Annotated in this window: 24 protein-coding genes and 1 tRNA gene; 6 read left to right on the top strand and 19 right to left on the bottom strand. The window is 35.3% G+C overall.

The genetic code is table 11. The annotated features are described in order from the left end of the window. Positions 1 to 49: 49 nt before the first annotated feature. On the top strand, positions 50 to 1,081 hold the full coding sequence (locus tag LUA91_RS05000) for a quinone-dependent dihydroorotate dehydrogenase (RefSeq protein ID WP_231424928.1): 1,032 nt from the start codon (positions 50 to 52) through the stop codon (positions 1,079 to 1,081). 28 nt (positions 1,082 to 1,109) lie between these two features. On the opposite strand, the gene LUA91_RS04995 is transcribed toward LUA91_RS05000, so the two are convergent. From LUA91_RS04995 to LUA91_RS04975, 5 genes are all read right to left on the bottom strand, one after another. Further along, positions 1,110 to 1,475, bottom strand: a complete 366-nt coding sequence (locus LUA91_RS04995; RefSeq protein WP_231424927.1) for a DUF2200 domain-containing protein — start codon at positions 1,473 to 1,475, stop codon at positions 1,110 to 1,112. Between the two features lie 78 nt (positions 1,476 to 1,553). After that, the gene (locus tag LUA91_RS04990) at positions 1,554 to 3,035 is read right to left on the bottom strand and encodes a hypothetical protein (RefSeq protein ID WP_231424926.1); all 1,482 of its coding nucleotides are present in this window, start codon (positions 3,033 to 3,035) and stop codon (positions 1,554 to 1,556) included. A 370-nt stretch (positions 3,036 to 3,405) separates the two neighbouring features. Next, positions 3,406 to 3,576 carry a hypothetical protein gene (locus LUA91_RS04985; RefSeq protein ID WP_010602219.1) on the bottom strand — a complete coding sequence of 57 codons (171 nt, stop codon included), beginning with the start codon at positions 3,574 to 3,576 and terminating at the stop codon, positions 3,406 to 3,408. A 34-nt stretch (positions 3,577 to 3,610) separates the two neighbouring features. Beyond that, positions 3,611 to 3,684, bottom strand: a tRNA-Cys gene (locus LUA91_RS04980). 69 nt (positions 3,685 to 3,753) lie between these two features. Then, a complete protein-coding gene (locus tag LUA91_RS04975) occupies positions 3,754 to 4,500 on the bottom strand; it encodes an RNA methyltransferase (protein WP_231425046.1) in 747 nt (248 codons plus the stop codon). 110 nt (positions 4,501 to 4,610) lie between these two features. On the opposite strand from LUA91_RS04975, the gene LUA91_RS04970 reads away from it, so the two are divergent. Next, positions 4,611 to 6,905 carry a BamA/TamA family outer membrane protein gene (locus LUA91_RS04970; protein WP_231424925.1) on the top strand — a complete coding sequence of 765 codons (2,295 nt, stop codon included), beginning with the start codon at positions 4,611 to 4,613 and terminating at the stop codon, positions 6,903 to 6,905. Here LUA91_RS04970 and LUA91_RS04965 read toward each other — a convergent pair whose 3' ends face one another. Continuing rightward, positions 6,906 to 7,475, bottom strand: coding sequence for a 2'-5' RNA ligase family protein (locus tag LUA91_RS04965; protein WP_231424924.1), 570 nt, complete (start codon positions 7,473 to 7,475; stop codon positions 6,906 to 6,908). A gap of 210 nt (positions 7,476 to 7,685) precedes the next feature. Here LUA91_RS04965 and LUA91_RS04960 point away from each other — a divergent pair, with 210 nt between their 5' ends. Then, a complete protein-coding gene (locus tag LUA91_RS04960) occupies positions 7,686 to 8,636 on the top strand; it encodes a DUF3829 domain-containing protein (RefSeq protein ID WP_231424923.1) in 951 nt (316 codons plus the stop codon). A 64-nt stretch (positions 8,637 to 8,700) separates the two neighbouring features. Here the strand turns inward: LUA91_RS04960 and dnaJ are convergent, their stop codons facing one another. From dnaJ to LUA91_RS04930, 6 genes are all read right to left on the bottom strand, one after another. After that, on the bottom strand, positions 8,701 to 9,864 hold the full coding sequence (gene dnaJ / locus LUA91_RS04955; RefSeq protein WP_231424922.1) for a molecular chaperone DnaJ: 1,164 nt from the start codon (positions 9,862 to 9,864) through the stop codon (positions 8,701 to 8,703). A gap of 92 nt (positions 9,865 to 9,956) precedes the next feature. Beyond that, positions 9,957 to 10,538: a nucleotide exchange factor GrpE gene (locus LUA91_RS04950; RefSeq protein ID WP_231424921.1), complete on the bottom strand. Its 582-nt coding sequence runs from the start codon at positions 10,536 to 10,538 to the stop codon at positions 9,957 to 9,959. Positions 10,539 to 10,764: 226 nt separating this feature from the next. Continuing rightward, a complete protein-coding gene (locus tag LUA91_RS04945; protein ID WP_231424920.1) occupies positions 10,765 to 11,448 on the bottom strand; it encodes a cell division ATP-binding protein FtsE in 684 nt (227 codons plus the stop codon). Position 11,449: 1 nt separating this feature from the next. Further along, positions 11,450 to 11,653, bottom strand: a complete 204-nt coding sequence (locus LUA91_RS04940) for a hypothetical protein (protein WP_057932355.1) — start codon at positions 11,651 to 11,653, stop codon at positions 11,450 to 11,452. 51 nt (positions 11,654 to 11,704) lie between these two features. Next, complete coding sequence (locus LUA91_RS04935; protein ID WP_231424919.1) at positions 11,705 to 13,606, bottom strand: gliding motility-associated C-terminal domain-containing protein; 1,902 nt, start codon at positions 13,604 to 13,606, stop codon at positions 11,705 to 11,707. Positions 13,607 to 13,661: 55 nt separating this feature from the next. Continuing rightward, positions 13,662 to 14,678: an acyl-CoA reductase gene (locus LUA91_RS04930; protein ID WP_231424918.1), complete on the bottom strand. Its 1,017-nt coding sequence runs from the start codon at positions 14,676 to 14,678 to the stop codon at positions 13,662 to 13,664. Positions 14,679 to 14,756: 78 nt separating this feature from the next. On the opposite strand from LUA91_RS04930, the gene LUA91_RS04925 reads away from it, so the two are divergent. Next, entirely contained in the window at positions 14,757 to 15,107 is a 351-nt protein-coding gene (locus LUA91_RS04925; protein WP_231424917.1) for a 4Fe-4S dicluster domain-containing protein, read from the top strand. 94 nt (positions 15,108 to 15,201) lie between these two features. Here LUA91_RS04925 and LUA91_RS04920 read toward each other — a convergent pair whose 3' ends face one another. Together LUA91_RS04920 and LUA91_RS04915 are read right to left on the bottom strand one after the other, a co-directional pair. Then, the gene (locus LUA91_RS04920; protein WP_231424916.1) at positions 15,202 to 16,455 is read right to left on the bottom strand and encodes a serine hydrolase; all 1,254 of its coding nucleotides are present in this window, start codon (positions 16,453 to 16,455) and stop codon (positions 15,202 to 15,204) included. A gap of 17 nt (positions 16,456 to 16,472) precedes the next feature. Then, positions 16,473 to 16,922 (bottom strand): universal stress protein, encoded by a 450-nt coding sequence (locus LUA91_RS04915; RefSeq protein ID WP_231424915.1) that lies wholly within the window; start codon positions 16,920 to 16,922, stop codon positions 16,473 to 16,475. Between the two features lie 109 nt (positions 16,923 to 17,031). Here LUA91_RS04915 and LUA91_RS04910 point away from each other — a divergent pair, with 109 nt between their 5' ends. Then, positions 17,032 to 17,817, top strand: a complete 786-nt coding sequence (locus tag LUA91_RS04910; RefSeq protein WP_231424914.1) for a C40 family peptidase — start codon at positions 17,032 to 17,034, stop codon at positions 17,815 to 17,817. 34 nt (positions 17,818 to 17,851) lie between these two features. Continuing rightward, complete coding sequence (locus tag LUA91_RS04905; RefSeq protein ID WP_231424913.1) at positions 17,852 to 18,586, top strand: carboxypeptidase-like regulatory domain-containing protein; 735 nt, start codon at positions 17,852 to 17,854, stop codon at positions 18,584 to 18,586. On the opposite strand, the gene LUA91_RS04900 is transcribed toward LUA91_RS04905, so the two are convergent. From LUA91_RS04900 to hisH, 5 genes are all read right to left on the bottom strand, one after another. Next, entirely contained in the window at positions 18,583 to 19,482 is a 900-nt protein-coding gene (locus tag LUA91_RS04900) for a WD40 repeat domain-containing protein (RefSeq protein ID WP_231424912.1), read from the bottom strand. The genes LUA91_RS04905 and LUA91_RS04900 overlap by 4 nt on opposite strands. 51 nt (positions 19,483 to 19,533) lie before the next feature. Continuing rightward, the gene (hisIE, locus tag LUA91_RS04895; protein ID WP_231424911.1) at positions 19,534 to 20,121 is read right to left on the bottom strand and encodes a bifunctional phosphoribosyl-AMP cyclohydrolase/phosphoribosyl-ATP diphosphatase HisIE; all 588 of its coding nucleotides are present in this window, start codon (positions 20,119 to 20,121) and stop codon (positions 19,534 to 19,536) included. A 215-nt stretch (positions 20,122 to 20,336) separates the two neighbouring features. After that, positions 20,337 to 21,092, bottom strand: coding sequence for an imidazole glycerol phosphate synthase subunit HisF (hisF, locus tag LUA91_RS04890; protein ID WP_231424910.1), 756 nt, complete (start codon positions 21,090 to 21,092; stop codon positions 20,337 to 20,339). Between the two features lie 298 nt (positions 21,093 to 21,390). Continuing rightward, a complete protein-coding gene (hisA, locus tag LUA91_RS04885) occupies positions 21,391 to 22,140 on the bottom strand; it encodes a 1-(5-phosphoribosyl)-5-[(5-phosphoribosylamino)methylideneamino]imidazole-4-carboxamide isomerase (RefSeq protein WP_231424909.1) in 750 nt (249 codons plus the stop codon). Between the two features lie 36 nt (positions 22,141 to 22,176). Beyond that, a complete protein-coding gene (hisH, locus tag LUA91_RS04880) occupies positions 22,177 to 22,767 on the bottom strand; it encodes an imidazole glycerol phosphate synthase subunit HisH (protein ID WP_231424908.1) in 591 nt (196 codons plus the stop codon). Positions 22,768 to 22,790: the final 23 nt, after the last annotated feature.

Here is a 22,790-nt window from a genome sequence, read left to right as displayed (position 1 = left end):
ACATCTTCCATCCCTACATTCTTTTCCATATTTTATTTATCTTCGTGGCATGTATCGCCTTATTAAACCAATATTCTTCAAGTTTGACCCGGAAAACGTTCATTATTTCGTTGTTAAACGTTTAAAGTGGTTTAATGATAAGTTTCCATTGGGTAAAACCATTATCCGTAGCAGTTTCGATTTTCATATTAAAGGCTTAGAGAAAGAAGTTTTCGGAATTAAATTTAGAAATCCTGTTGGTTTGGCTGCCGGTTTCGATAAAAATGGTGAATATGTTGAAGCCTTAAGCAACCTTGGTTTCGGTTTTATTGAGGTGGGTACGGTTACGCCAATGCCACAACCTGGTAATGATAAACCCCGGATGTTTCGTTTACCGAATGATGAAGCCTTAATTAACCGAATGGGTTTTAATAACAAAGGTGTTGATGTGATGGCAGAGCGTTTGCGTTTGCTAAAAGATAAACATCCTGATATTGTAGTTGGCGGAAACATTGGTAAAAATAAAGCAACCCCAAACGAAGATGCCGTAAGCGATTATATCAAATGTTTTGATAGATTATTTGATGTAGTTGATTACTTTGTAGTAAATGTAAGTTCTCCAAATACGCCAGGTTTACGTGAATTGCAAGAAAAGGAGCCTTTAAAAAGAATACTAAATACACTTCAACAACGCAATCGAAAAAATGATATTTCGCGACCAATTTTGTTGAAAATTGCACCCGATTTAACAAATGCGCAATTAGATGATATTATTGAGATTGTTGCTGAAACTAATATTGCAGGGATTATTGCCACAAACACCACTATCAGCCGGGAAAATTTAGCAACCGAAAAAACATTAGCCGATGAAACGGGTGGTTTAAGTGGTAAACCAGTAAAGGAGCGATCGACCGAAGTAATTAAATATCTTTCAGAAAAATCGAATAATGCATTTCCAATTATTGGGGTAGGTGGTATTCATTCTGCTCAAGATGCACAAGATAAATTGGATGCTGGTGCAAGTTTGGTTCAATTGTACACCGGTTTTATATACGAAGGTCCGGGTTTGATTAAATCTATCTGCAAAAGCCTCGTTAAATAAAACATCAAGGAGTTGAATACGCTTTTTGTTATGATCGCAAAATTTTCTCCATTTTTTTGCCTTTCGCAAGCTCATCAACAAGCTTATCTAAATATCTGATTTTCTGAGTAAGTTGATTTTCAATTTCCTCAATGCGGTAACCACAAATTACACCTGTAATTTTTGAGGCATTTACATTAAGCTCTGCCTGATCAAAAAATGTTTGAAAATTAACTTTCTGCTCGATAAGATCCTGTTGCTTTTTTTCATCGAATCCCGTTAGCCATTCTACAACTTCCTGTAATTCTTTTATGGTTCCTCCTTTACGTTCTATTTTTGCCACATAGTGAGGATACACACCAGCAAAAGTTAATCTAGCAATTTTATCATTATGTAATTCATTCTCTTTCATCATTTAAAGTTTAGCAAAAAAAAATAAATAATGGAAAGATTTGCAAATTATAAATCTGTTAGCAATAAAGCTGCCTGATCCTTACTCAACAATTTTTACATTTAAGCCCAGGCGTTTAATTTTTATTTTTTGTGCGCTGCTAATCAACGTCAGTCCGTCAGAAAGTAAATCTGCATTTATCGGTTTCATATTAGCTGTATATACATTTTCGATAATCCGATCGTTAAATTCCGCATACTCGATACCATCTTTTTCAATATTTCCGTACCCGCCAATATTACCCAGATAAATTAAAGATTTTCCGTCAGTTAAGTAATTAGAGTTTTTGATTTCGCGAAGGTTACTCATGTTCAGCTTTGAGGTTTCTACTGGTATACCCTCAAAATAAAGGACGTTTTTATATTGTAAAAATCTTTCAATGGGATATATTTTAAGATACTTTTCTTCAAATATTTCAGTGCTCTTGGTTTCAGGATGATAAAAAAGCATTTTCTCAATAGGCGTTTTCTTTTTATCGGCCAATAGAAAATAGCCATTATTAATTCTGGCGATCAATCCTTGAAAATTATTTGGATCATACTTATTAAATACAACCGAATTTCCACTTTTTTGAAAGTAAAGTTGTGGGGAATAGATTTTTTGAAGATCGATATTGGAATATAATGCAGGATACCAAATTCCGTAATATCCTTTTTCGTTATGCTCATTGTCGTCATATCCATAATTTAAATCGCTGTAGATTGTTTTTCCATCAGTTATGAAGGATTCCGTACTATTTATGTTGATCTCGATTATTTTATCACCGTTGATAGTCAATTTTTTAATATTGTTATCATCAGTAGCAAAAACCTGCTTATTGTAAAAAAAGTATTTCTTTGAAATTATTGGCTTGATGTTTTGCGCATCAATCAACTTTTCGGATTTTGCAAAATAGTCATCATAATACCCTTTCGAATTGAGTTTGGAATGTTCACCAAAAAAGTAAAGGCCATTTTTATCATAAAAGTAATTTGTGGCAATGTGAGTTATAGATTTTTCATCTATTTCTATCTCCACTGGCAAAAGCTGATAAGATTTAATATCCAGAAAAAATAGTTTACCGTTCTTTTTTGACTTGTATACGAAATCGTTTATAGCATCGAAATTACTAATGTCAATCTTAACTGGTTTAAGTTGTGCAGACGTGTAGTAAATATTTTTATCGTCTCTACACAAAAAATAAAACTCATCCCTCATAAATATTTTCAGTTTATCTACATCAAAATTGAAGGGAAAGTATTCCTTAAAAAAGACATTGTTACCCAGCGCTAGCAAAGTTGTTGTGTTGTAATTAATTTTCGGGTCTTTCTCGAATGTAAAGCCATCCCAGTTTGCTCCGCCAATCATTTTATATGTCCTAACTTCTTTTGATTCAGGTACAATCATGTAATTACCAATTATAAACTGCTTCACGGTGTCTTCTGTAGAACTGTTACTTACTTGGTTTGCTTTTCTTCCCTGTCCTTTGCATGCTGTAAAAAGGATGCCTAAACTTAATACTATCAGTAGCCTGTCTATCTTCATTATTAAGATTTTAATATTTATTTATTAATGCAACATTGGCAAATGATTTTGCTAGGAAAACCAAATACAATTATATTATGATGAGTCGCTTATTTAAAAGTACGCTTTATGATAAATACAAATTGATCCATTTAAAATTCGCTGGAGATGAATTTTAATTCGTGGAGTTTTGTTGGAATTTCGATCAATCTGAATTTGTGGTTTGCCAATTTTTTAAAGGGAGATGCGCAATGATCGCATTTACAAATGGTTTGACTTTTTGGAAAGGACGGTATATGTCCAATTGATCTTTACAAAATATGAGGCATAAAAAAAGCATCCTTTGATCAGAAGGATGCTTTAAATTTTAAAGAAGATTCCTCTCTAAAAACTATTTTGCTAAACCAGCTAAAACAGCATTGTTTTTAGCTAATTGATCGTTTTTAGGTTGAGCAGAGCGACTTCCTAACTCGATGTTAGTTGCTCTTTTTAAAAATGCTACCTCTTGGTGAGCTGTATTTTTATTTCTTCTGTCTTTTCTTTTTAATCTGGTAACTGCCATGGTAATAACCTTTTAATTATTTTATTTGTACAAATGGAGGTCGAGAGCGGATTCGAACCGCTGTAGAAGGTTTTGCAGACCTCTGCCTAGCCACTCGGCCACTCGACCTTGAAATTCAAGGTTGCAAAAATAGCAATTATTAATTAGCCCGCAAATAATATCTTAATTATTATCTGGCTAATTTTTAACTCGCACTAATTCAGAACAAAAAATAGCTGCACTAACTGCAACATTTAACGATTCTGCCGCTCCAAACCTAGGAATGGTAACAGGCTTATTTATTTTTTTAATAATCTCTGCTGAAATTCCTTTTCCTTCGTTGCCTAAAATTACCAATCCTTCTTTACCCCAATTGGTTTGGTAAATAGATTCCCCATCGAGCAAGGCGCCGAAAACGGGAAGCTGGTTTTGATCTAAAAAGGATGTTAAATTTTCATAATAAATTTCAACCCTTGCTAACGAACCCATCGTAGCTTGCACTGTTTTAGGGTTAAAAGCTTCTACAGTATCTTCCGAACATATTATTTTTTTGAAACCGAACCAATCTGCAGTTCTTATAATTGTGCCCATGTTACCTGGATCCTGAACGCCATCTAACACTAAAGTGAATTCATTTTGCAATGATTTTTGATCAATTTTTTTGTCTTTTGGAATATAAACAATCGCTAAAAAACCTTGTGGGGTTTGCAAAGTACTAATCTTACCTAATTCAACGTTGTTTACTTCAAATAAGTTTATATTTGCAGGCAATTTGGGTAACAAATTGGACTGTTCAATATTGTAAAATATGCTGTGAATTTGGTAGCTTGAATGGATAAATTCTATAATTGATTTTATGCCCTCAACCAAAAACAAGCCATGTTCTTTACGATATTTTTTTTGATGCAATGACTTTATAAAACTAATTTGAGACTTTGAAAGCATACCAATACTTAATAAATATAAAACTGAAAAGCACTGCAATATTACTATTTATTATTGTTTTAATTCAGAGCTGTTCATCCACAAAATATATTCCCGATTATCAATCAATTGTGAAAAAGGTAACAATTGATAGTGTAGATGCACAGTTTGAGGAGCAGGCCTATAACTATGTTCAAAAAGATATTCGTCCGGCATCGGCTTTTAGCATAAATGTGCCACTCTATAATTTGTTTAATACCAAAGATGGACGATACAAAACCAACAATATAAAGCCATTTGGTACTCCACCAGCCATTTTAGATAGTGCTTTGGTAGAAATATCCAGAAATCAGATTCAAAAATTTTTAACCGGCAAAGGTTATTTCGATGCCAAGGTTACTGCAGATATTAAAGTAGAAAATAAGAAAGCAGAAATCAATTTTGAAGCAGATCAGGGTAAAGCATCTTACGTAGCTAAACTTAGCGACTCGATATTTAGTAAATCGGTTAAAGATGTTTATGAAAGCAATAAGCCAAGTTTTACCCGTTTGCATTGGGGCATGCGTTATGATGTAGATTCTCTTACCTACGAACGTGAGCAAATTTACAGGGTGATGAAGGAAAACGGTTACTTCTATTTTTTACGTCCGTATGTAAATTTTGATGTGATTGAAACCGAGCAACCACAAAAGGTAGATTTACGCTTAAATATTACCAATCCACCTACCGGACCGCACAAGCAATATAGAATTGGTACTACTTATATGATCATAGCGCCAAGTCCTGATGGTTTCCCCGATTCGTTAAGAAATTATGTGAATAGAGATACCGCTGGAGGTGTTTCATTTACCGATTTATCAAAACGATATAGAAGAAACCCAATACTTCGTTACGATTTTTTAAAGCAGGGAGACCTTTACGACATTAGAAATGAAAATTTAACTTACGATCGTTTATATGAGTTGAATATCTTTAAAAATGTAAAAATCGATTATTTCAATCGGGATAGTACTGGCAATAAAATTAATCCAATTATAATGGTTACGCCCCAAAAGGTGATGAGCAATAGGATAGAAGGCGAGGTGCCGTTTAATGGTGGAACGGTGGGTGTGAATATCAGTAATACCTATACCAATAATAACTTATTTAGGGGAGCCGAGCGCTTCGAATTTCAGGTAAAAGGCGGGTTGCAGTCTCGTATCGGTAATGGATCTTCTCCATTTAAAGATATTTATCAGCGAGATTTCTCCGTTAGCGCAAGTATTACCGTTCCGAGGTTAATTATACCATTCTACAATCCGGTATTGGGTGGCAACGGTATGCCGCATACTACATTTTCATCAAGTTATATTTATGCTTTGCAGAAAAATGTATCTGTTCGAAACATCTTCATTAATTCAGTTACATACGATTGGTTTGAAACCAAATCGAAACTGCATTCATTTACGCCTCTAAATTTCGAATACCGGTTTGGAAATTTAAGTGATAGTTTGGATGTAAATGAAGTTGCTAATAATTTATACTACGCCACATTATTAAGACGTCAGGATTTAACGTTGGGCATGAAATATAGCTACACTTTAAATGCTGATAAATTAAGCCAATTGCGAACTTTCTTTTACTTAAGGGCTAATATTGATATTGCAGGAAACCTTTTGCAGGGTATTTCTAAACTTGGTGGATCAGATAGCGATCCGGCAAATAATAATCCCGCAAGGATTCTTGGCTTGCCGTTTAATCAATATGTTAGGCCAGAGGTAGATTTAAGATGGTATAAACATTTGGGTGGGGAAAGACAGTTTATTGCCCGTTTAAATACCGGTTTAGCATATTCTTATGGCAACTCTATCTTAACAGGTATACCTTTTGAAAAACAATTTTTTGCTGGTGGATCAAGTGGTTTAAGGGCTTGGCAAGCCAGAACTGTTGGCCCGGGTAATTACAATAGAGAAGTTATTGCATCTGAAACATTAAGAAAAGCATTGTTCGGTTTGGATCAGCTAGGTACAATGCGTCTCGAAACCAATTTCGAATATCGTTTTACATTGGCCAAAAAGTTTTTTGGCGCAACCTTAAGAGGCGCAGCATTTGTTGATGCTGGAAATATCTGGAATGTACGTTTAGGAGAATCAATTAGTCAACAGGTTTCTGAATTAGATGAATTAACTGTTTTTAAACTTGGCAAATTGGCTCAACAGATTGCTATTGGTACCGGTTTTGGTTTACGTTACGATGTTCAGTATTTCGTGTTTAGATTCGATGTAGGTTTTAAATTAAAAGATCCACAGTTTGGAAGTGGAGATCAATGGGTTATTGGCAAAATGTTTTCAGGTTCAAAAGCTTTCAAAGAACAGTATAATTTAACTCATACTCCAGATACCTATCGTTTTGTTCAGTATAATTTCGGTATCGGTATGCCTTTTTAATTATCCAAAAAGGGTTAACGCTTTTGGTTTTTCTGCTGGTATTTTAAATAGAATCTCTTTAAAGGGTTGCCATCTTTTGCCATTATGCTTATAAACCGAAAAGCCTGAAACAATAAATTTTCTCTTGAATGTTCTATCTTTAAACGCGGCAATTATTTGTCGGCAAACTTCTGGTTTAACATCTCTAAAAGCCAGCGTTACATGAGGGTTAAATTTAAGCCTATTGTTTTCGAGCAATTCCATAGGCTTCAATTTTTGATCAATTTCCTGCTTTAAATTCATTATGCCTTTATTCTGTTCCGCATCTACATAAAATGTATGCTCGGGAAAAGATTTGAAGTTAAATAAAATCTGCTCAAATGATTCCGAATAGGCTGCATCATTTAAAGCACTGAAAAACCTTTCCTCTTGTGATAAAGTTAGTTTTACCGGATCGTAAAGCGTGATGTGTGCTGGTCGTTTGAGCGACTCATGAACATTAAATTTAGCAGAAATAAAATTTCTCATCTCATCAAGTTCCTCTACTATATCCTTAGGTGGAATTAAGCAAACTAAATATAAATTTTCCATGATTAAATTTACTAAAAAAATTAGTAAAAAAAAGAATTCATATAAAATAAATTTTGTTTTTAGGAGAATAAAATTTAGTTTTAATTAATCATTCCAACAGAAAGCATTCGCTCTTTGCACAAACATCCCGAAGTTATTATTGTTAAGCATTTATTTGATCGTAGCATGCCTTTTAACTAATTAATCAGATATAAAACAAAAACTAAATTGATGAAACTACCTATTAAACTATTGGTTGTCGCGGCGGCGATTTCATTCGCTGCGTGTAAAGGCGGGGATAAAAAAGATGGAAGTGCTAAAACCGAATATGCCGAAGCCAGCAATGATGATGCAAATGAAATTGTAGCCTATAACAATGTGCTGGTGGGCTTTACTGATAAAAATAATGAATACCTAAAAAGATTAGATGGAAACTTGAAAAAAATAGCGAAGGGTTTAGCAAATCCTAATGATCGGTTTGCTTTCATAGGCATTATTCCAGCTTATTCTACTCCACATTTTAGCACCTCAAAGGTAAAACCCGAAACGCCACCTTCGGTATTAAGCAGTGACGATCAAAAGTATTTTAAAGATAATGTAGCAGGTTTGAATGAATCGATGACGAAAATTAAGGATGCTTATAAATCATTGGATGATTACCTTAAAGCGGAGGATTGGAAAGATGATAAAGGTAGCAGAGGAAAAAAGCTCATCGATTCTATTTACGCCATGAGTAAAACCTATTATAAATATGATGAAAATGTTCTGGCAAAATTGGAAGTGATTGGTGATGATGCAGAGCGTATCATTTTAAAAACCCATCCGTTGAAAGAATATATTTTTGCGATGAAGGATGATCGTAAAGCTGTAGGGGAATTTAATAAATTGATTTTAGAATCAAAAAATTACAAAGCTGATGAAGCTAAAATTAAAGCAGCCTATGCTGCTTTAGAAGTTCAGAATAAGAAACATGTTGAAATGAGTGTGCCGAATACAGCAGAATATCCTGGAAAGGACGGCTCTTTTAAACGCTTTAACGATAGTTTCAATGAGTATTTAATAGAAGCCAGAAAAGTAATGAGAGATGCTGCAACATCTGGTAAGATAACCGAAAATAATGCGGATGATTTAATAAGAAAGCACGATTATATGCGCACAACCTATAATAGTTTTGTGGATTAACTTGATCGTATAAACCAAAAAAACCGATGGTTTTGCCATCGGTTTTTTTTTTATCAAAAAATAATTACTCAAAATATTCTTTCATTCTTTCGAAGAAACTTTTATCATTTTTACCTGGTTGAGGTTTGAAATTTGGAGATTCTCGTAATTTCTCAAGCGCATCACGCTCATCGCTACTTAAAGCCTTTGGTGTCCAGATATTGATGTGAATAATCTCATCACCTCTGTGGTATGAATTAACCTCGGGCAAACCTTTTCCTTTTAAGCGTAATAATTTTCCGCTCTGGGTTCCAGGTTCGATTTTAATTTTTGCTTTGCCGTCAATTGTTGGTACTTCAAGACTCATTCCTAAAGCAGCATCAACGAAGCTTAAATGTAAATCATAAACAATATTATTGCCTTCGCGTTTTAAGGTTTCGTGAGGGATTTCTTCGATTAAAATAATCAAATCTCCAGGAATACCACCGTTTGGCGCTGCATTACCTTTTCCACTCATGCTTAACTGCATGCCTTCGCTCACACCTGCAGGAATGTTAATGGTAATGGTTTCTTCGCCACGAACAACACCATCGCCATGGCAAACATTACATTTAGCAGTAATTTGTTGGCCGCTACCATTACAGGTAGGGCAGGTAGATGCAGTTTGCATCTGTCCTAAAATGGTATTGGTTACCCTGCGAACTTGTCCACTACCACCGCAAGTACCACAAGTACTTACTGATGATTTATCTTTAGCGCCCGATCCATCGCAGGTTTTACAAACGATTAACTTATTAACTTTGATTTTTTTCTCGGCACCGTGAGCAATTTCTTCAAGTGTTAGCTTAACCTTAATGCGCAAATTAGAACCTTTAGCTACTCTACGACCGCCACGTTGCTGGCCTCCGCCGCCGCCGCCAAAAAAGCTCTCAAAAGGATTATGACCACCGAAAACATCTCCAAAATTACTGAAGATATCATCCATGTTCATTCCACCACCACCGTAACCACCGCCACTGGCACCGCCTACACCCGCGTGACCAAACTGATCATATCTTTGCTTTTTTTCAGGGCTACTTAAAACTTCGTAAGCTTCAGCTGCTTCTTTAAATTTATCTTCAGCAGCTTTATCTCCAGGGTTTTTATCTGGGTGATATTTAATCGCCATCTTGCGATAGGCTTTCTTTATCTCATCGGCTGCCGAACTTTTGCTAACGCCTAATACGTCGTAATAATCTCTTTTACTCATCTCTATTTAAAATGATTGAATTTAAAATGATTGAATCAGAAAATGTTAAACATTCAATCACTCACTCATTTTAGCATTCAATAATTAATTTTTTATGCTCCAACTACAACCTTTGCAAAGCGAATTACATTATCATTTAATGTATAACCTTTTTCAACCTCATCAATTACTTTTCCTTTCAAATCTTCATTTGGTGCAGAAATATTGGTAATTGCTTCATGAAAATCAGTATTAAATGGCTGATTGATGCTTTCTACATCTTTCAATCCTTTTTGAGCCAAAGTATTTTTCAGCTTGGTACTTACCAATAGAATACCCTCTTTAACAGGCGCTACATCGGCAGCAGTTTCCATTGCTTTTAAAGCACGATCAAAATCATCTAAAACTGGTAATAACGATATAATTACATCTTTACCTGCAGTTTGCAAAAGCTCAACACGTTCTTTTTGAGTACGGCGTTTGTAATTATCAAACTCTGCATATAAGCGTAAATATTTATCGTTTAGCTGTTGAACTTCTGCTTGTAATTTCTCTTCTGCAGATAATTCTGGGGCTTGTTCAGTCTCATTTATAGAGGCATCAGTATTTTCTACATTTTCAGCAGCATTTTCTGATGTATTTTCAGGATTCATTATATTTTCTTCTTTATCGTTATTTTTCTTCTTATTAAACATAATACTAGGCTGAATTTTTTGTGTTAATCGCAACTATTTTGCCATAACTGTAAATCAGCCAAGCTGTCAGATTTCTTTGAAATAATCTGAACAGATTGACAGGAGAAATACTATTGTAGATTTTTGATTTACGATTTGGCAGTATGGGATATGGAATGGATAGTTGTAAATTTACGATTTCAGCAAGATAAAACTCTAAAATCGTAAATCTAAAATCCTGAAACCATTAGGCTATTTGTGCGCCTTCGAGCACTACTCCATTTTCGCATTTAATAATACGTGATGGAAAAGTACGGATGATATGGTAATCGTGTGTAGCCATTAAAACAGCTGTGCCGGCCTGACTAATTTGCTTTAAAAGCGTTACAATTTCTTCTGAAGTTTCCGGATCTAAATTTCCAGTCGGCTCATCAGCCAGAATAATTTCAGGATCGTTAAGCAAAGCTCTTGCAATTACAATGCGTTGCTGCTCGCCACCTGAAATCTCATGCGGCATTTTCTTTATTTTTGACCGCAAACCCACCTTATCCAAAACGTCTTTGATGCGTTCGTTAATCAATTTTTGATCGTTCCAACCGGTTGCTTTCAAAACAAATTCCAGGTTTTTTTCAATTGTTCTATCAGTTAAAAGCTGGAAATCTTGGAAAACTACACCCAACTTTCGGCGTAAAAATGGTACCTGGCTTTCTTTCAGGTTTTTTAAATCGAAACCAGCAATATTGCCTTCACCATTGCCAATGTGTAAATCGCCATATAAAATCTTCAATAAGCTACTTTTACCCGAACCTGTTTGACCGATTAAGAAAATAAATTCATCCTTTTCGATGTGTAAATTTACGTTTGAGAGTACCAAGTGTTTTTGTTGAAAAACATCAACGTTGCTTAAATGAATTACTGCGTTTCCTGCCATTTTATATTTCTAATTTAGCAATCTGCCCAAAAGGCAAATCTTTAACCATTTCCATAATGTATTCCTGTTTATCGCCTAAACCCAGTTTTTCTAAAGATTTGTCAGGTCTATCCACTCTAAAATAAGCCAATAGCGTAAATTTGTCATCTCTTAATTGTACGTAATCTGGAATTTTGGCGATGCCTTTTACTTTAACGATATACATTGTGTTCAAAAATAGCATTTCAAAACGATAAGCGAAAGTAAGAACAGCTTTTTATCTAATCAAGTTAATCCAGCCGCTGTAGGTTTCGAAATCTTCATTAAAGTAAATGGTGTAGTAATAAACTGCTGGAGGAAGATCTTTCCCATTCAGCTTTCCATCCCAGGGTTTATAAGCTCCTGTACTTTGATACACAAGCTGTCCGTTTCTATTCACAATTTTAACAATAGGATTGGGGAATGCAACAGCAGTAGGAATATTCCACGTATCATTTACCGAATCGCCATTGGGCGAAAAGGTATTTGGGATAACGATTTGCGGATATACTTTTATAAATATATCATCAGTGATGGTGGCGCAACCTAAATTTGAAATGGCATGTAAAGTGTAGGTGATATCTTCTGTAGGCTTTGCAATTGGATTTAATTTTAAAGGATCATCAAGGTAATCACTGGGTGTCCAATAATAGGTAAAATCATTTCCAGTTATTTTTCCATTGAAGTTAATCGCTTGTCCTGATATAATTTTCTGATCTGCACCTGCTTCAACAATTGCCTTTTTATTTACATTAATGGTTATTTGAGTAGTTTCCGAACAAGCTCCGTTCGATACTTTTACACTGTATTTTGTTGTTTCTGTTGGAGATGCAATTGTGTTTGGAGCGTTTGGATCTGATAATCCAGCAGCTGGTGTCCACTGATAACTTGCTCCACCAGACGCCGATAATGCAATGGAAGAACCTTCGCAAATCGTAGCTTCTGTAATATTGGTGGCAACAATTGGCTGATCTAAAATTGAAACGGTAGTGGTTGCTGTTGTAGAGCAACCATTTATAGATACGGTAACCGTGTAATCTCCAGCCATTTCTTTGGTGGCGTTAATAATAGTGGGACTTTTTTCTGTTGATAAAAAATTTGGACCTGTCCAACTGTATGATGTTCCGCCGGAGGCATTTAACCTAATGGTTTGTCCGATACAAACCGGACCGAAGTTTTCTGCATTAGCAATTGGAAAAGCCGTAACATTAATGCTAAAAGGTGAAGTTGCAACCCTGCAAGTAGCTATGCCAATGTTTTCTGCCTCTGCAGTAATTAAGCGATACTGATAAACACCTGCCTGTGCATTAACAAAGCTGGCCGTATATTCTTTGTTTTCCTGTCCGATAATATCATTCCAGCCATTTCCGGTATTGGCTTGCCATTGATATTTTGGGTTGTTATATACATCGCTCGACACAGTAGCTTTAAACAAATAATTGGCACTTTGACCTTCGCACAAGTTGGCATTGATATTCTCACTATTGTTAACTGTTTGCGTAATAACCGGGCCACAGGCTCGGAAAGTAATGTCATCCAAGGCCAAGTCATTTCCTGTTCCGCCAGGATTTTCATTGGTCATTTTTAAAGTGATTACACCTAAATTTGTAGGGGTGGTAAAGGTTAATGAGTACCTGATCCAATTGGTCGAACTTCCCTCTGGTATTTCTGGAGTAACCAATGAACCGATTACTGATCCATTATTTTCTATCGTAAATTTAACTTTTGGTTTTATTCCTGTATTGCGAAGGATGTTGATAATCCATGCAGCAAATTCGTAGGTTGTGCCTGGGCATAAGCCTGAAACTGTGGATTGATAAAAAATACCTGGACTATTAGAGGCATTAACCACCATCATATACCCATTTGCGTCATTTGGAGTATGGTTAACAATATTTTGTATCCAACCTGGATTTAGGCCTGAAATTGTTTTGGCTATGGTGTAAGCGCCATCATTTGGCGAACCAGCTATATAGTTATAATTGGTAATTCCGCTGGTTAGGGGAGGCCCGAAAGTATTTGCACCCGAACCAAAATCTACATTAACAATAGGATCGCCCAAAGCACCACTGCACTGCGCAAATATTTTATAATTGCTGAAAATGAACAGAAGAATTAAAAATAATTTTGGATAGCGCATTGCTTAAAAGCCATTTAGCGAATATCTAAATTAAATTCTATAATTCTTTGCTTAATCAATTTAGGCTGTTTAAAAATTCAATGGTGTTCACGTTGTCTGCATAATCCCAAAGTTTTGGGTGTTGGCTTTCTCCAAAAGAGAAGGTTTTAGTCTTTAAATCTGATCTGCTAATGATGCACTGTATATTTTCTGCTTTTTCATTCAGCTTTGCTTCTACATCATCCAAATTTTCATACTCTTCATAAAAAATAACAGCCAAAGGCGACGTTAAACTCTCATCTTCTTTTAGTAATAAAAAGCCATTATCAAAATGCTTTGCCGCATTTACCAAGTAAATAGATTTATTATAATCGTAATTATTGTTGTATTTGAAGTGGTTAATAATGGGTTGAAAGCGCTCTATGCCTTCGTAAAAATTGGCAATGTCATAACCTTTCGGGAAGTATATTTTGGAAACATTTCTACAGCCTAAACCAAAATAATCGAAAATATCATGACCAAGGTTTTTTATTTCCTCTTCAGTTTCTGTGCCATTAAGTACTGCTACACTGTTTCTGTTTTTACGAATGATATTCGGAACCTTTCCAAAATAATAATCAAAATATCGGGATGAATTGTTGCTTCCAGTAGCAATTACAGCGTCAAAATCTTTCAGCCTTTCTACATATTCAACTCTATCTGCCAGTGCAGGTTCTATATTTATTAATTCATCTATTACTCCTTTAATCAATTTATCATCTGATGAAGAAAGTTTAATCAGTGCAATATTCCCTGTAGCAATAACACATAACACATCGTGAAAACCAACCATTGGAATGTTTCCCGCTAGGATTAAACCCACTTTTTTTGGTAATGATGTAAAGCTAATTGTTTTAAACCATTCATCAACATCAGCACCATGTAACATCTCGGCAAATGATAAAACGGACTTTTTAATATTATCGGCCGTAAACCAAGCATTAGTGCTTTCGGCCACATAAAATGCATTTCCTAGTATGTCAGTAGGGTTTGTAAGTTTTGTCCCTAATTTTTTAAAGGCATTTATTACTTTTTCTTTAGTTAAACCTGACATATTTAGAATTATTATTAAATGATTAAGTGCTATATTTGCATCGCAAAGGTAAACTAAGCAAAAGAATTAGACGAAAACATGGCAATTAAAATAACAGATGAATGTATAAATTGTGGGGCATGCGAACCAGAGTGTCCTAATAATGCAATTTACGATGCCGGTACTGCATGGCGTTTTTCTGATGGTACAAATTTAAATGGTATCATCGATTTTGGTAATCAACAAATTGAAGCAGATTCATCACAAGAAGCTGTTTCTGATGAAGTTTATTATATTGTATCTGATAAATGTACAGAATGCAAGGGTTTTCATGATGAGCCTCAGTGTGCTGCGGTTTGTCCGGTAGATTGTTGTGTGGATGATGAAGATATTCGTGAAACCGAAGATGAATTATTAGCTAAAAAAGCCTGGTTACATCAAGAAAATTAAGATTGAAGATTTACGATTTTAGATTTTAACTAAATTTAGGATTTAAAGATTAATATAAATCCCGATGAAAATCGGGATTTTTTTTTGTCGAAAATTATTGAAAAGATTGATAAACTAGCGATTTAAATTGCTCGCCCAACTGTCCATGAGAAAGTGGCCATTGCTGAACATAAATTTGAGCCACCATTTTCCTTTTAGGATCTACCCAAAAATTAGAACCAAAAAAGCCACCCCAACCATAAGAGCCAGCACTCTGACCAAGTTTTTTACTTCCTTTTTCTGATATTACTTCAAAACCTAAACCAAAATAGTTATCGCCAAATGGAATAGTGCCAATTTGGTTGGAGGTCATCAAATCGACACTTCGCTTTGAAAGTAGTCGCTTTCCGTTTAACTCGCCGCCATTTAATAACATTTGAAGAAATAGACCATAATCTTTTGGTGTAGAAACTAAACCTGCGCCACCAGCATAATAACCATTGTTATTTATTGGATAGTTGATGGTTGCTCCTGGAAATGCGCCATCTTTCCAAGGTTTTACCACCCTGGTTTTTTCATCTTCTGTATAAACCGTAGCCAATCGATCTTGCTTTTCTTTAGGTAAGGCAAAATAGGTATCATTCATTTTCAAAGGAATAAAAATTCTTTCTTTAAAAAATCGATCGAGGTTCAAACCAGAACTTACTTCAACTAATCTGCCTAAAACATCCATGGCAAGGCTATATTGCCACTTTTGACCAGGCTGCAGGGCCAAAGGTAATTTTCCTAGCTTATTGATTTCTGTTTCTAAAAGCTTTTTGTTAATTACGAATCCGGCTTCAATACCAGCTTTTGCATAAATCGCATTCATTTCTGGAGATCCGATTTGCGCATAGCCTAAACCCGAGGTGTGCGTGAGTAAATCGCGAATAGTAATTTCCCGCTTGGCAGGGATAGTTGTATAGCTGCCATCTTTTTTATTATACTTATTTAAAACTTTTGGATTTTTAAAGGCAGGAATAAATTTAGAAATAGGATCATCAAGTGTAAATTTTCCTTCATCAAAAAGCATCATCACTGCCACACAGGTTACAGCTTTAGTTTGAGAAGCAATTCTTAAAATATCATCAGTTTTAAAAGGTCGATTTAGTTGATTTCCGTAAGCCTTATTATACACCGTTTTTCCATCAACAATAATATTTGCTGTAATTCCTTTAATCCATCCGCTATCTAAATACTGTTTAAAAAGATTATCAATTTTTTCAAGTTCTTTTACTGATAAAGAAGTTTTTACCTCATTTACTTGCGCATAAACAATATTAAATGTAAGTAGCAACAAAAGAACTGGAGCGTAGAGTAATTTTTTCATAACAAGTTATCTTCTTGTTAAATATCGCTTTTATTAGGGATAATTAATACTGGGCAAGCAGATTTTCTGGCAACATGTTCAGCAACACTTCCCATGAGGAAGTGATATAAACCCGTTCTGCCATACGTACCAATTACAATTAAATCAGATCCCCACTCATCAGATTGTTGAATAATTCCATGTGCAGCCGTATCCACAACACTTAAATATGTTGTTTTAGTGCCATTACCAAATTTGGTTTCCATCTCTTTTAAAAGGATATGGCTATTCTCCTCGCTATTGTCGTAAGTTTCTAAAAATACAGGTGCTAATGTTAAATCAGGATTTACATTGGCAGGGATGGGTTCGATAATATTGACCAAGGCAACCTCAGCTCCGAATTTCTCTGCAATGTCATAGCCGGCCTTCGCAGCTTTTTCCGAACAAGTACTATTATCAACAGCAATTAATATTTTTCTAAAATTCATAACGAGCAGATTTAAATGTTAACATCATAAAAGTAACAAAATTGAGGTGAAAATGTTAGGCATTGATTGTAAATTGTTAGTTTTACTTCCAATTCACGAGCATAGTTAAATGGAAAATCAATACGGTATTTGTAGAATTTCGGTAGCACCTTTAAGGGCTGAACCATCAGATAAAGCAGAAATTGTTTCGCAATTATTATTTGGCGAACATGTTGAAATTGTAGGTAAAGAAGATAGATGGTGGTTAGTGAAAAACGGCTATGATGATTACGAAGGTTGGATAGATTTTAGACAATTGGCGGCAATTTCTGACCAGCAATTTAAAGAAATGCAAGACCATAAATTATTAGCGCCATTAAGCTTTAACAATGTTTTAACTGCTGCCGATGGAAGTTTGTATCACTTAAGTCCAGCTAGTAATTTGCCTTATCTGGCAGATGGATATTGTTATGCGGGTCTAGAAAAGTTTAAACTTAATTTCGAACCTCATGATAAATTAAAGGCAGATTTTAAAACTGATATTGAATTAACAGCAAGGTTTTTTCAAAACATTCCCTATTTGTGGGGTGGAAGGCATTTATTTGGATTGGATTGTTCTGGTTTTGTTCAGACGGTTTTTAAAATGCTTAACATTAAGTTAAATAGAGACGCATCTCAACAGGCAGAACAGGGTGAACTGGTAGGTTTTTTATCCGAAGTTAAAGCGGGTGATGTTGCCTTTTTCGATAATGCGGAGGGCAAAATTACACATGTGGGTATTATGCTAAGCCCCAATGAAATCATCCATTCATCTGCTAAAGTGAAAATAGATCCTATTGATGATCAGGGAATTTTCAATAGGGAATTAGGTATTTACAGCCATAAATTAAGGATTATAAAACGTTTTGTGGAATAGCAAATCAATTTGCATCCTATTTTAAAATTGATTTATGGCAACATCTTTTAAAATTTCAGTCAATAATCCTTGTGGTGAAAAATGGTTGAATATGCAACCTGATGAAGTTGGTAGATTTTGTAACTCCTGCCAAAAATCTGTTACTGATTTTACTCAATTTTCTGATCAGGATTTAAAAGATTGGTTTGCTAAAAATCATGGCTCAACTTGTGGTCGGTTCAATCAAAATCAGTTACACAAATTGTTTGTGAACGAATCTAAGTTCTCCATTAAAAGGTTTAAACCGAATCTAATTGCAGCATCTTTATTTGCTTTCTTAACTTTTCCCAAATTGAGCAAGGCAACATTGACAAGGCCAGAAGTTTTTCAAACTGATTCGTTTTTTAGCAGACCAAATGATACCTTCAACAGCAGTATTTTATCCGATTCTTTAAAAATTATTAAAGGAAAGGTTTCAGATAAAGAGAATCAATCGCCAATTCCCGGAGCAGTAGTGAAAGTGAATAATGGTTTAATTACTGTTTCAACTGACGAAAAAGGGATGTTTGAAATTAGATTACCTGAAGATTATAGAAATGATGACTGTACTTTAGTTGTAAGTTGGATTGGTTATAAGACTTTAAATTCAACGATTAATTTAAAAGACAAAAAGCAACTAAATTTAGAATTGTGTGAAAGCGCTGTGGTGTTAGGTGGTGCTGAAACGATTTATGTTCGCAACCCATCGATTTGGGATAGGTTAAGGAAGCTTTTTAGTAAGAAAATCTAACTATCCATTGTCCAAACCATAATTTGTCTGTCGTCACCAGTAGAAATTAAAAACTTTCCATCCGAGCTCCAAATAATTTTATTGATGGAATGAGCATGTCCAAATTCGCCTTTTTCTAAACTTAAGATTTTATACAGTTTAAAATTTTCTGCATCCCAAATTTTAATGCTTTTATCCTGACTGCTCGTTGCAAAATAGGGTAGGGTTGGATGAAAAGCAATATCATAGACTGTAAACATATGTGCTGGAATGGTTTCTGCAAGTTCATAAGTTGGCAAATGCCAGATTTTTAACTGTGCATCTCTGCTACCAGAAATTAGATATTTCCCTTCCGGATGATAAGCTAACGAAGTAACCGGTAAAGTATGACTGTCTAAATTTTGTTTTACGCTATAATCAGAAAGGTTGTAGATTTTAACCAGATGGTCTTTACAACCGAAAGCGATTTCGGTTTCATCAGGAGAAATGGCAATTGCCCGAACAGTATCATAAGCTGCCTGAAAGCGGTAAATCTCACTAAAATCATTCAGCGACCAAACTGCAACAGTTCCGTCTTCGCCAGTGGTTAAAAGCTCGTTTTTGGTTTTAACGGTTTGAATATTGAAAATTGGTTTGGTGTGAGCATTAATTCTTGCAATTACTTTATCCTCCTTAAAATCGTAAACACTAAAAGCACCGCTACGCTCGCCAACAAATAATCGATTATTATAATGTTGGAGATAATAAACAGAACTTTGCACTGGCATTTTAACCTTAACAAATGCCATCGTTTCCAACGACCATTCTACAACACCTTTATCATTTCCAGCGCTAAAAAACGTATCACTATTATCGGAATTAGCTAAAGCGTAAACAGGGTTTTGATGGCCTGAAAGGGTTTTAAGGTGTTTAAACATATTTAAAGGCTGGAAGGTTTTAAGCTTTTGCAAATCGCATCACTTCTACCTTTATTGGTGTCTACTTTCTAATTTTTTAGCAATATCCTGAATAGATAAGCCTTTCTCTTTTAATAAAAACAAAAGGTGAAAAACCAAGTCTGATGCTTCGCCAATTAATTCTTCTTCGCTTTCAGCAAGTGCGGCTATTACAGTTTCTACACCTTCCTCGCCAACTTTTTGAGCAATTTTATTTAAACCTTTGCCACGCATTTTATTGATGTAAGAATCCTCTACAGGATTTTCATATCTATCTGTGATAATGTTTTCCAGTTCAAAAATGAAATTTTGATTATACTCCGTTTTAAAACAACTGCGGCTTCCAGTATGGCAAGTTGGTCCAACTGGGTTTGCTTTAATTAAGATGGTATCATTATCACAATCAATGTGAATAGATTTTACGAAAAGAAAATTGCCGCTTTCTTCACCTTTGGTCCATAAACGGTTTTTGGAACGTGAAAAGAAGGTTACTTTGCCTTCATTTTGTGTTTTCTCAAATGCTACGGCATTCATGTAACCAAGCATTAAAACTTCTAAAGTTTTTTCGTCTTGTATCACTACAGGAACTAGGCCATCACTTTTATTAAAATCTATATTCATTGTTTCTTTCTAGTTTCGTCATTGCAGATACAGTTAAACTCTTTAATGCAATTCGTTTGGCCAATTCGTCACCCTGAATTTATTTCAGGGTCTATATATATTAGGAAAGATGCTGAAATAAATTCAGCATGACGACCAACTTATTTTATCATTAAGTATTCTTTCCCGATTAGTCGGGATAAACTGTGCCTCGCAATGACGAGTGTGTTATTTTTTTATATTCTAACAGGGATGCCGTTAATTCTCAATTCTTGCTTTAAATCGGGAATTAAAATTTCGCCATAGTGAAATACAGATGCCGCAAGTGCTGCATCAACATTTGCTTTTTGGAAAACCTCTGTAAAGTGTTCCATACTTCCCGCACCTCCCGAAGCAATAATCGGGATATTAATCATTTGATTCACTTTGCTTAGTAAACCACAATCGAAACCTGCTTTGGTGCCATCATGGTTCATTGATGTGAGCAGAATTTCTCCTGCACCCAAATCTTCAGCCTGTTTAATCCAGGTTTCAGTTTCTAATTCGGTTATTAATCGGCCACCATTTAAATGAACCATGTTTTTGCCATCCACAAATTTAGTGTCGACAGCCAAAACCACAAACTGCACTCCGAATGCTTTGGCTAACTCCTCAATTAATTTTGGATTACGAACAGCTGCCGAATTGATGCTGATTTTATCTGCACCAGCATTTAATAAAGCTTCCGCATCAGCAAGTTCTGTAATGCCACCACCAATGGTAAATGGAATATTCAGCTGACGAGCAACTGATTTAACCATCTCAATCATCGTTTTTCTACGTTCGTGAGTTGCCGTAATATCAAGAAAAACCAACTCATCAGCACCTTGTTGCGCATATTGAGCAGCTAATTCTACAGGGTCGCCCGCATCTCGTAAATCAACAAAGTTTACACCTTTAACCGTGCGACCGTCTTTAACATCGAGACAGGGGATTATTCTTTTACTCAGCATGTGTTTGCTATGTTTCCGTCATTGCGAGGCACGAAGCAATCTCTGTAGCAAAATAGATTGCTTCGTGCCTCGCAATGACGAGTATTATTAATTATTTTCTATCAATCAATCCAGTAATGATCATTGCTCCACTAGAAAGAAAGGATATCAAGCCAAACCATAGTGCATATTTTCCTGTAATACCTATTATTTTCCAACAACTACCAACATAAAAAAAGGAATAAACTGCCCACAAAACTAAAACCAGTGATGCTAAGAGTAATATTAGTCCCCATTTAAGCATGTTGTTTATTACAGTTTAAATCGAACTCAACATCTTCAAATTCCAATCTTTCACTTGTTCAATTGTAATTCTATCCTCATAAATTGCTTTTCCAACCACTACGCTTCTAATCGGATATTTTGCCAATTCATAAATATCATCCATCGAGCTTACACCACCCGATGCAATTAATTTAATCATTGGTGAATGCTCCAACAGTTTTTTGTACAACTCAACCGCTGCACCTCCTAATTTTCCATCCTTACTAATATCAGTACACAAGAAACGGAAGAAACCTAAAGCCAAACATTTATCAACGTAGTCCATTAGTTTAATCGGCGAACTTTCCATCCAACCCGAATATTTAATCACTTCGTCTAAAACATCAATGGCAATAACAATGCGGTTGGCATAGTTATCTTTTTTAGCAAAAGCCTCGCTTAACTGTTGTAAGAAATCAGGATTGGTTATGGCTTGTGTACCAACGATAACCCGATGGATTCCTGCATCAAGCAAATTGGTAACCTGCTCAATCGTACGGATTCCGCCGCCGTATTGTACTTTCATTTCAGTTTTTTTAATGATTTCGAAAAGAGATTTCTGGTTGCTGAAATCGCCTTTGGCACCATTTAAATCAATAATATGAATGAAATCGGTTCCGTTAGAACGGTATTTTTCTATCATGTCGGCGATAGAAACATCATATTCAGTTTTCTGGTTGTAATCGCCTTCACGTAGACGAACAACTTTTCCATCCAAAATATCGATAGCAGGAATTATATACATTTCTCGTGTTATAAGTTAATGGTTGAAAGTTAAATCTCAACCGAGGTTTGAAAAATTTTTTAATATCTGTTCGCCAGCTTTACCCGATTTTTCGGGATGGAACTGAACACCATAAAAGTTATCTTTTTGCACCGCTGCCGAAAATTTTAGTCCATAATTAGCAGAGGCGATGTCAAAAATAGGGTTATATTCAATAAAGTACGAATGAACGAAGTAAAATTGTGCATTAACGTCAACATCCTCAAATAGCGAATTGTTTTTGTGCGCAACTGCATTCCATCCCATATGTGGGATTTTGATATTCAGCAACTTATCGAATTTTTTCGTTCGTACTGGAACGATATTTAACAACGCCGCATCGCCCTCTTCAGAATGTTCTGTAATCAATTGCATGCCCACACAAATGCCCAAAACAGGTTTTTTTAATGCTTTAATCGCCTGAATTAAACCTGTATGTTTTAGTTTTTCCATTGCAGCGCCTGCATGCCCAACACCAGGGATAATGATATGACTATATTTTTCCAAGTCAGATTCGGTATTTACCATGCCATACTGTAGGTTCAAACGCTCCAAAGCTGCGGTTAGGGAGAAAATATTGCCAGCACCGTAATTTACTATTCCAATCATATTTTTTTGATTAAAGAAGAAGG

The sequence above is a fragment of the Pedobacter sp. Leaf250 genome (assembly GCF_920984735.1).
Taxonomy (GTDB): domain Bacteria; phylum Bacteroidota; class Bacteroidia; order Sphingobacteriales; family Sphingobacteriaceae; genus Pedobacter.
This window is presented reverse-complemented; position numbering and strand designations above follow the sequence as displayed.